The organism is Coleofasciculaceae cyanobacterium (assembly GCA_036703275.1).
GTDB lineage: Bacteria > Cyanobacteriota > Cyanobacteriia > Cyanobacteriales > Xenococcaceae > Waterburya.
The window spans coordinates 159689-170073 of the sequence record DATNPK010000070.1 but is presented as its reverse complement, the minus strand read 5'-3'; the positions used below and the strand labels follow the sequence as shown (position 1 = coordinate 170073).

The 10385-nt window shown below is 36.1% G+C and carries 7 protein-coding genes; 5 read left to right on the top strand and 2 right to left on the bottom strand.

Annotated features, from left to right (window positions below; translation table 11 throughout):
- Positions 1–380: 380 nt before the first annotated feature.
- Entirely contained in the window at positions 381–647 is a 267-nt protein-coding gene (locus V6C71_13300; GenBank protein ID HEY9769449.1) for a hypothetical protein, read from the top strand.
- Positions 648–803: 156 nt separating this feature from the next.
- Here the strand turns inward: V6C71_13300 and V6C71_13295 are convergent, their stop codons facing one another.
- The gene (locus V6C71_13295; GenBank protein ID HEY9769448.1) at positions 804–2798 is read right to left on the bottom strand and encodes a DNA sulfur modification protein DndB; all 1995 of its coding nucleotides are present in this window, start codon (positions 2796–2798) and stop codon (positions 804–806) included.
- A 6-nt stretch (positions 2799–2804) separates the two neighbouring features.
- Positions 2805–3473: a hypothetical protein gene (locus V6C71_13290; GenBank protein ID HEY9769447.1), complete on the bottom strand. Its 669-nt coding sequence runs from the start codon at positions 3471–3473 to the stop codon at positions 2805–2807.
- A 159-nt stretch (positions 3474–3632) separates the two neighbouring features.
- Here V6C71_13290 and dndC point away from each other — a divergent pair, with 159 nt between their 5' ends.
- The 4 genes from dndC to V6C71_13270 all read left to right on the top strand — a co-directional run bounded on the left by dndC (position 3633) and on the right by V6C71_13270 (position 10364).
- A complete protein-coding gene (gene dndC, locus V6C71_13285) occupies positions 3633–5258 on the top strand; it encodes a DNA phosphorothioation system sulfurtransferase DndC (GenBank protein HEY9769446.1) in 1626 nt (541 codons plus the stop codon).
- A 22-nt stretch (positions 5259–5280) separates the two neighbouring features.
- A complete protein-coding gene (gene dndD / locus V6C71_13280; GenBank protein HEY9769445.1) occupies positions 5281–7275 on the top strand; it encodes a DNA sulfur modification protein DndD in 1995 nt (664 codons plus the stop codon).
- Between the two features lie 336 nt (positions 7276–7611).
- Positions 7612–8514 carry a bestrophin family ion channel gene (locus V6C71_13275; GenBank protein HEY9769444.1) on the top strand — a complete coding sequence of 301 codons (903 nt, stop codon included), beginning with the start codon at positions 7612–7614 and terminating at the stop codon, positions 8512–8514.
- A gap of 389 nt (positions 8515–8903) precedes the next feature.
- The gene (locus V6C71_13270; protein ID HEY9769443.1) at positions 8904–10364 is read left to right on the top strand and encodes a pitrilysin family protein; all 1461 of its coding nucleotides are present in this window, start codon (positions 8904–8906) and stop codon (positions 10362–10364) included.
- The last annotated feature ends 21 nt before the right edge of the window (positions 10365–10385 follow it).

The following is a 10385-nucleotide window of genomic DNA, read 5'->3' as shown; positions in this document are numbered from 1 at the left end:
CCTGACAAGGATGGATGTAATGTCTGAAATATGCGCTCCGTGCAGCCCTGAGTCTGACTAGGGAAATAAGTAGTTCTTAATGACTAATACAGCTTGCCTGTGGTTTATAGAACGAAATACAAAGTACCGAAAAGCCAGGAGGAGCCGTGTGCGGTGAAAGTCGCCAGCACGGTTTTGTATGGGAGTGTCGAGGAGCGATCCTCGGCTCGACCCCTAACTAGCTATTACTTATAATTGATTTAAAAGGCGATCGCCTTTTCGCTTTCTCATGCCAAGACATTTATCCCACTTAGTTTGAGACGCAAAGTGTAATTGCAGTTAGTTTTGATAAATTATTTGGGCAATCTATAATTAGACTTAATCAAAGAAATATTAGGAGATTGCTAGCTAGATTAATTGGTTTAGGTTTATTATTATTAGGAATTTACTTTTTAGGACAAAATATTTACTTTGCTAATAATGTTTATCCTTATTGGTGGCGTGGTGTGGCAGCCGATACTTCTATTTTGTTTTTAACCGCAGGAGTATTAATGTTTTTTGTTTTACCTCGTGGTAATAAAAGTCTAGCAGTAATAGCGATCGCTCTTGGTATTGTTGCGGCTTTTGTGAGTAGTAGAGCGATTCTTCAAGCTACTAGTTTTTGGTAATTTATGCTTTCTTTGGCTAGTTTTGTTGAAGGCTGTCAATTGTTTACTACAGGAAGACTCAATATTTAATTATTTATTGGAATTTTAAAAATTGAATTTAAAAAATATAGATATTAAAGATCATTATCGTAGCGATCGCAATATAGAAATCAAACTTTAATCTAATTCCTCATCTTCTAAAGAAGCTTCATCAACTTTATTAGCTAACTCTGGAATTCCAGCAGCTAATACTTTAGAAAAATGCTCTCTAATTAATTGCTTTTGTTTATCTTCAAATAATTCGTTTTTGTCTTGTCCGTATAAGTCATAAAAATTTTTTCCGCTAAATCCTTTTTCAATGGCATTATAAGCATCAGTACAACCAGGCCATTCAGCTTTGTTGATTTGTCCTCTGAAAAACACTAGCAATTTTCGACTGCTAGATATTGAGTTATTTTGTTTTTTCTCTTGTTGTAATTTACGACTTCCATAGTACCAGAGTAACAATATAGAAAAAATTCTATCTTCTACGGGTTTACTAACTTTGATTTTTTGATCGCCTCGATTTAAAGCAATAAAAGTCCATAAACTTGATTTTAAATTTGATATTTCTCGTCGAACTTCCAAGATTCTTTGATCGTATAGGTGATCTAAAAACGATAAAATATTTTCAATATTACCTAAATTTTCATCTTCACCATTGTATTCAAATTCTACAATTTTACCCAAACGTACTATGGCTTTTTGAAAAATTGCTTTAAATGCCCACTGATTGTCTTTCATTGCATAAATATGCTTTTCTGGTGTAACTATCTCTCTTTTAAACCAGTCACTATCTACTGCAATTTTCTCTCTTTTAATCATAGTTTTATGTTTAGTTGTTTGTGCTTGAAACTGACCAAAAGTCCCTTCAATTAGATTATTTTCTCTTGCATATTTTAATAAATTACGATAAGGTTTAAAATCTATTAATAATTTAATTAACCAAGGACTAAAATTATTCTCAAAACCCTTGATTGCTGAGCCGAGATAATATTCTGGTAACCTTGAAAAAGGTGTTTCTGGATTACCATCTTCATCACGACAATCTTCTTCGTAATATTGAGTTAACGTACGTCCTTCATATTCAACTTCTTTTCCGTCAATGCCAAGGGTTTGATTAATATCTTTTATATAATTTTTAATCTGCTTTTCTTCCATTGGATCTTTTGGTTCATTTAAATCTAATAATGCTTTAACCAAGAGATCTAAATGAACTAAAGAATTTAGATAGTAAGAGTTATCAAATTTATTAACATCATCTTGCCAACGTACTAGAGATAAAGGAAGCTGATTTTGTATGTCTTTACTTGTACTGTCTGTTAATAAAGTTCTAACGCATCTGGCATGAATGCTTTTATCATCTAATATAAGTTCTCTTGCCCTGTCAACAGTTTTGGCATTTTTATTTAAATCTGTAAAAAGCTCACGAGAAATACTTCTAATAGAGTGATTTACTTGATCTTGTTCATTAATAAAACCAGCTTTCGAGTGAAGCAATATAAATATCACGGGAATTCGCGTCTTTGTTTCAGCTTCTCTCAGTACACCATTACGAAACTCTTCATTTTCTCTAAAAGTACGTAATGCCCATAGACGGTGCTGCCCATCAACAGCAACAGCCAAGATTTTATTTGCATCCCAACGCAAACGAGCTTGTTCTCCTATATGAACAAATTGCACGCCACCGAAATCAGCTTTCTTAGCTTCTGGGCAATCCCATTGTGCATCTTCTGTATCACTACCATCCCAAGGAATAGGTGGTGGATTTTCTTCTTCAGTATCTTGGAACTGATCCTGAATTTTTTCATCTTTTCCTATTGGCATTAGAACAATCGTAATAGCATTAAAAAACTTTAACTTCTTACTATCTAACAAATAGCTTTTTATAATGTCATTTTTAACTCTGTCTTCGTCAATTTCTCTCTGAAAAAGTTCTTTAAGTGACCATTCTGCTTCCAAAGAAGCTGGAACTTGTTCCGCAATTTTTAATTCATTAATAACTCTTTCTATAGGCATATTACATAAAAAATAAGGTAGAGATACACCTTCTGCTAAAGTATATTGACCCTTTAATCCGATTAAAGGTTTATTGAATTTATTTTTGCTTTCTCCACTTGAAATAATAAGCATAGTCAATTATCCATATTTGTTAGTAAAAGATGGTAAAAATAATCTAGATAAAATATCTTCGATCAAAGCTTCTGGCTCTAGTTGAGGAAATTCACTTTCATTGTTTTGTTCAGCTTCAATATCTTCTGAACTACAGTAATTTAAGTTTTCTGAACAACTTAAGATTAATAACCTACATTGTTCCAAATTGTGTTCTGCATCTTTTAATCTTTCTCTCAAAACACTTTCTACACCGAGATGATTACGAATTCTATTTTTTAAGTTGCTAGCTTTTCCTATATATAAAGGTTGCTGAAATAATAGACAGTTATTTAGCAGCGTGATCAAAAGCTCTCGAAACAAATCATTATTGGCATAATCTTTCAAAGCTTTTTGTTTATGTTCAGAAAAGATTGTTTCTGGCTTAACTATCAATCTATGAGATGGAGGAAGGCGAGTTTCTCTGGTAACACCATGAGGTTTGTATAATTCTTGAAGAATACTTGATACAAACACTTCTGGATTGTTTATCGCGGAATCATCTATTTTAAAATTACGATACCAAGCATATACCCCTGACATATTATCTGGAATACGGTTTAGGATAGCTGAAACACCACGAATTTTTGATAAATCATATAAGAAAGCATTCTCTCCTAGCCGCTGCACTACATCATTTCCGTAAAGCCATGACACTAATACATTCTCCTTTTTGAAATATTGTTGCACACACTAAATAATAGTATTCCCATCAAGAGTATTAAAGTTAAAGTTCTTTGAAAGATATGTTTAATTATCGTTAGGATATTGTAGTGTTATAACTACCTATGCTTCAGCACTTAGAAGGGAATGAGCTTGGCAAAACAAACAAAAAATAAATTAAATAAGCGCGATACCCCTGAATTTATAGAAAGTATCGGATTTCTTACTGCTGAAATTCAAGAGTTGTACTGTCAAGATGAAATCCCCTGGATAATTGGTGTTTCTTGGGGAAAAGACAGTAGTTGTGTGTTGCAATTAATTTGGAATGCGATCGCAGCGTTACCATTAGAAAAGCGCAGCAAAACTGTTTATGTTATCTCTACTGATACTCTTGTAGAAAACCCTATTGTTTCGGCTTGGGTAAGAAATTCGATAAAGAAACTAGATGAAGCAGCAATAAAACAAAAAATGCCGTTTATGGCAAATTTACTTAATCCAGAGGTGAAAAATTCTTTTTGGGTTTGTTTGATGGGAAAAGGTTATCCTGCCCCGAGAAATCAGTTTCGTTGGTGTACGGAGAGAATGAAAATCAAGCCAGCAAATCAATTTATCAGACAAACGGTTCGTTCTCATGGCGAGACAATATTAGTATTAGGTACTCGCAAAGCTGAAAGTGCTAAGCGTGCTGCAACAATGAAAAAGCACGAGCAAAAAAGAGTACGCGATCGCCTTAGTCCAAATGCTAGTTTACCTAATTCATTAGTATACACTCCAATTGAAGAGTGGACTACTAACGAAGTTTGGATGTATCTTATGCAGTGGGATAATCCTTGGGGAGGAAATAATAACGATTTATTTACTATGTATCGTGGTGCAACTGCTGATAACGAATGTCCAATGGTAGTTGACACATCTACGCCTAGTTGCGGAGATTCTAGATTTGGCTGTTGGGTATGCACTATGGTAAATAAAGATAAGTCGATGGAGGCAATGATTCAAAATGATGAAGAAAAAGAATGGTTACAGCCTCTATTAGATATTCGTAACGATTTGGATATGAGAAACGATCGCCATCGGCGCGATTTTCGTCGTCTCCGTGGTAACGTGCAGTTGTTTGAACGTAACCAAGATGGAGAAACTTCGATTGAACCTATCCCTGGCCCTTATACTAAGAAATGGCGAGAAACTTGGTTAAGACGGGTATTATCGGCACAAGTCGAAGTTAGGCAGAATGCGCCTGAAGAATTTAAGGATATTAGTTTAATTACTTCTGAAGAGTTGAGCGAAATCAGAAGAATTTGGCTAGAAGAGAAACACGAATTTGATGATAGTTTACCCCGCATTTATCAAGAAGTAACAGGGGAAGTATTTAAAGATATCAGAATTGGTGCTGATGAAAAGTTATTAGGTAATGATGAATGGGAAACTTTGGCGGAAATATGTGATGATGAGATGCAGTTGGAATTGATGTCGAAGCTGTTAGATACAGAAAGGCAATTTTATACTAAAAATCGCCGTACGGGTATTTATGATAGTTTGGCAAAATGCTTTGATACTAGTTCTAGAAGCAAGGAAGAAGCGATCGCAAATGCACATCAAAAGTACGATCTAAAAACTGCTGTTGAACAAGGTGATATTGAAGCGGTAAGGGAACAAGTAGAACAATTAAACAAGCCAGGTAATAACTTAGAAGAAGAGAATCAAGCTAATTGGGGAAGTATTAAATTTGCTAGTCACTCCGTTGAAGGAAGTGGCGAGGTTGCTGCTAATAACAAATAAATATTCAATGATCAATGTTTAAATGATTTTTACCGAGTTAGTTATCGAGAACTTTGGTGCGTATGCAGGCAAACATACGATTAATTTACGCCCCGAAAATAATGGTATCATTCAACCAATTATCTTGTTGGGAGGGATGAATGGTGGTGGAAAAACTACTTTGATGGATGCAATTCGTTTGGCTTTATATGGACAACGGGCTAAATGTTCGACGCGGGGTAATTTAGGGTATGCTGATTTCTTATCTCAGTCGGTAAACAGTCAAGCAACTTCGGCAGATCTGACACAAATACAGTTATCTTTTGAGTATATTTTTGAAGGTCATTGGCAACAGTTTAAAATTATTCGTGCGTGGCAAAAACCACCTAAAGACGGCAAGGATAGTCTTAGTATTGAAAGAGAAAACCAATTTGATCGCAATTTGGAAGAAAATTGGGATGAGTATATTGAAAATATTCTACCATTAGGTATTTCTAGTCTATTTTTATTTGATGGTGAACAGGTCAAAGAGTTAGCTGAATTGGATACACCTCCTCCTGCTGTCGTGGAAGCAATTAATAATTTATTAGGCTTAGAATTAGCCGAAAAGCTAGCTATAGATTTGACAGTATTAGTAAATCGCAAGCGAAAAGCGATCGCTAGTAAAACTCAGTTATTAACCATAGAAGAAATCGAAAATAAGTTGGCAGCTAAAAAAGCTGAAAAAGCCAAGGTTAATCAGGAAATAGCCGAACTACAGCAGAAGTTAAAGCAAGCTAATCAAGAATGCGATCGCGCCCGTCAAAAGTTTAATCAAGAAGGTGGTAAAATTGCTAGCAAAAGGGAAGAAATTGAAACCAAACTTAAAGAGCTAAATATTCAACTAGAAGCGAAAAGACAAGAGTTAATTATTTTAGCTAGTGAGAGTTTACCGTTACAGTTAATTACCCCTTTATTATCCGCAGCAGCTACTCAGTCTAGGCAAGAAATTAAAATTCAACAGTTTAAACAAGCTCAAGGGGTTTTGCAAGCTAGAGATAAGAAATTATTAGATTATTTAAATAGCATCTGTTTATCAGCCGAATCAATTAGTAAAGTTAATTTTTTTATTGAGCAAGAAAATCAAGCGATCGCCGATTCAATTGAAAACGAACCAAATAGTTTTCTGCATTTAACTGAATCTCAATTACAGCAGTTAATTAGTATTTCTCAAGTTCGTTTACCTTTTCAAGTTAAGCAAGTTCAAAATATTATTGAATGGATCGATCGGCTAGAAACAGAAATAAATAATACTGAATCTCAGTTAGCGCTCGCAGCATCCCCTGAAGATTATCAGCAACTAGTCTTAGCAGTTGAGGATACACAACAAGAAGTAAGTAACTGCAAGGCCTTATATAAAATTAAACAGGAAAAAGCTGAAAGTTTAGCCAAGGAAATTGAACGTATCCAACAAGAATTAAACCGTAAGCTAAAAAACTTTAGCGAGGATGCGATTGTCAATATTAATGATGAACATATTATTAAATCGGTCGATCGGGTACAAAAAACTCTCAAGCTTTTTAAAGAAAAACTTACTCTTAAAAAACTTAATAAGTTAGAAACAGAAGTCAAAGATTGCTTTTTATATCTTTTACATAAATCTAATTTAATTAACCGCATCACTATTGATAGCGATCGCTTTAAACTGGCTTTGTACGACACTGATGGTCAACCTTTCCCGAAACAGCGTTTATCCGCAGGGGAAAAACAACTACTGGCGATCGCTTTTTTATGGGGGCTTGCTAGAGTATCTGGTCGTAACTTACCGATCGCGATCGATACCCCTTTAGGTAGGCTAGATTCTTCCCACCGTAATAATTTAGTTGAGCGATATTTCCCCACCGCATCTCATCAGGTAATATTGCTTTCTACTGATACGGAAATAGGCGAAAAAGAAATAACCCTGTTAAGAGAGCAAGAAGCAATTTCCGCCGAATACTTGCTTAAATATAATGCCAATAGCCGTCAAACCACGATAGAAAAAGGCTATTTTTGGTAAATTATCTTGCCAGAAACTCGTGCCTTACTGTCTGGCTATTTTTTTGCTCGCAACTATAATTACTGGACTCAGGTTCGCATTGCGCACTATTTTCGACTATGTATAGAATATCATGTCAAGCACTATTTGATCGAGATTTTTTATTTAATTATTTCTGATTACACCTGGAGATAAAAAACCCAACTAAAAAATTGAAATTGTAAGATATACAGAATCTAAGTTTTGAAAGAATTTGATAGACAATACATTTTGATGGCGAGCCACGGTCGGGAAACCCGACCATGTGGAATCGCCATGTTGATAAAATTATAAGTTTAAGTTATTTGGATGTTTTAAATGTCTACAGAACGAAAGTTAAGCTGGTTGGAAATCACATTTCAATTAGAAGGTTCGGTAATTAAAACTATTTTGCCGCGAATTTTGATGTTCACTATTTTTGCTGCTTCTATATGTTTGTTGCCCTACTGGAAAGAACAACCATTTATTTTACATATTGGGGAGCTAACTAATAATGTTGTTTACAATTTAGTTTTAGGTTTACTATTAGTGTTTCGTACTAACACTTCTTACGAACGATTTTGGGATGGTCGAAAATCTTTAGGAATGCTGGTGGTTAATATTCGCAATTTAGCTCGTTTTATCCGTTTGAGTGTACCTGAAAAAGACGAAGAAGATCGAGCAAAAAAAGCTGCGATTTTAAAACTTTTAGCTGCTTTTGCGGTTGCTACTAAATTACAGTTAAGAAATGAGCCAGTTAATGAAGAACTTAAAGCCTTACTAAGTAAAAAACAAGCTGTAGAAATAAATAATGCTAAACGCTTATCGTTACAAATTGCTTTATGGATCGGCGAATATTTGCAACAACAGCTTAAATTGGGGACAATTGATAGCTCTCAAATAGTTGAGATGAATAGTATGCTCAACAATATGGTAGAAGGACTTAGTAGTTGTGAGCGTATTTCCCAAACACCACTACCAATTGCCTACCGTATTTATCTAAAACGATTAATTTTAATTTACTGTCTGGGTCTACCATTTAACTTGATTCAAAAAATGGGATGGTGGGCAATACCAGTAGTTGCTATTGTTAGCTTTATTTTGTTAGGGCTAGAAGAAGTAGGCAAAGAGCTAGAAAACCCTTTTCTTTACGGTGTTAACGATCTACCAGTAAATGACCTTTGTAACAAGATTATTAACGATGTGGAGAGTATTGCTATATTTCTCTTGCCAAGAGTTTGAACCCTTAATGTCCAGAAAATACGCTTCGCCATAGCTGGAATTTTGGATTAATAAGCTATCTAGTTAATCTAATGCCAAGGCGCGATTACCCTTCGGGTACCCTAAAGGATTAGCCCTAAAGGATTCCCGTGCATGGTATATCCGCAAGTGTATCCGCACAGAGACACCTTCGGACGATGCGAAGCGAGTCCTAAAGGATACCGCTTCGCATATGCTTTAGTATAAGCTTCGCCCTAAAGGATTCCCTAAAGGGTACACCTTCGGATAAGCTTTGCGTCCGTCCTTCGCGATCGCCATAAAGACTAGATCATAAACAGCCGTCCGTCTGCTTTGAGCAAGCTCAATTGCTGATAGATAGAATAGTAAAGCTTCTTTCGATGTAGATATAAATGAGTAGAAAAATATTTTCTTGGTTAAGTTTGGTCTTATTTACAGTTTTATTATCATTTACGGTTCGGCTAACTGCGGCAGCTGATACTCCTAAACACTATACAGAATTGGACTTTGAGCCTCTGCCAGAAATTCAGCTACCTGAATATGAAAGGTATGAACTAGAGAATGGCATGGTAGTATACCTTCTAGAAGATCGAGATTTACCACTGATTAGCGGTACGGCGATAATTCGGACTGGTTCGCGTTATGAACCTGCTAACAAAGTTGGTTTGGCTGAGTTAACAGGAAGACTGATGCGTAGTGGCGGAACCGAAAATCACCCCGCAGACGAGTTGAATTCAATCTTGGAACAAAAAGCGGCCAGTGTAGAAACCAGTATTGATAATACTTCTGGCAATGCTAGCTTTGATACTCTTAGCGAAGACTTAAATACGGTATTTCCTCTATTTACGGAAGTACTTCGTCAGCCAGCTTTTGCTCCTGAAAAATTGGCGATCGCGCTTAAGCAGCAACAGGGAGCAATTGCTCGTCGTAATGACGATCCCAATGATATTGCCAATCGTGAATTTAATAAGGTTATTTACGGTGAAACTAGTCCTTATGCTCGGACGATTGAATATAACACCTTAGATAACATTTCGCGTCAAGATGTTACCGACTTTTATCAAACCTATGTTCGTCCTGAAAACATAATTCTGGGTATAGTTGGTGATTTTGAGACTGATGCCATGATCGAGCGGGTACAGGATGCCTTTGGCGATTGGCAAGCAGATACTTCCCTACCGGCTTTAGAAACACCAGCAGCGAGTCAAAAATACGAGCAAGGAATCTTTGCCATCGATCGTCCCCAGCTGACTCAGAGCAATATTCTCTTGGGTCACATTGGCGGTCAGTTTGATAGTCCCGATTACCCAACCCTTAGTGTTCTTAACGGCGTTTTAAACGGTTTTGGCGGACGTTTGTTTAACGAAGTGCGATCGCGTCAGGGTCTAGCCTATAGCGTATATGGCTCTTGGAGTCCTAGCTATGACTTTGATGGAATGTTTATCGCGGGGGGACAAACTCAAACTAATAATACCGTTCCTTTTATTAGATCGACTATTAATGAGATTAAAAAACTGCGCACCAAACTTGTGTCTAAGCAAGAGCTAGACAATGCCAAAGAATCAATTCTCAACTCATTTGTCTTTAATTTTCAAGACCCCAGTCAAACCCTATCTCGACTAATGCGTTATGAATACTTTGACTATCCTGAAGATTTTATCTTTGAATATCAAGAGCAAGTCCAAAATACAACCAGAGAAGATATTTTAGATGTTGCACAAGAATATCTTCAGCCAGATCGGTTGGTTACCCTGGTTGTGGGTAACGTTCAGACCATGAATCCTCCTCTAAACAGTCTGAAGCAAGAAATTAATCTGGTTGATGTTTCTCTGACTGAACCAGGAAGAGGCTAATTAGTCTTATTTTGGCGTTGC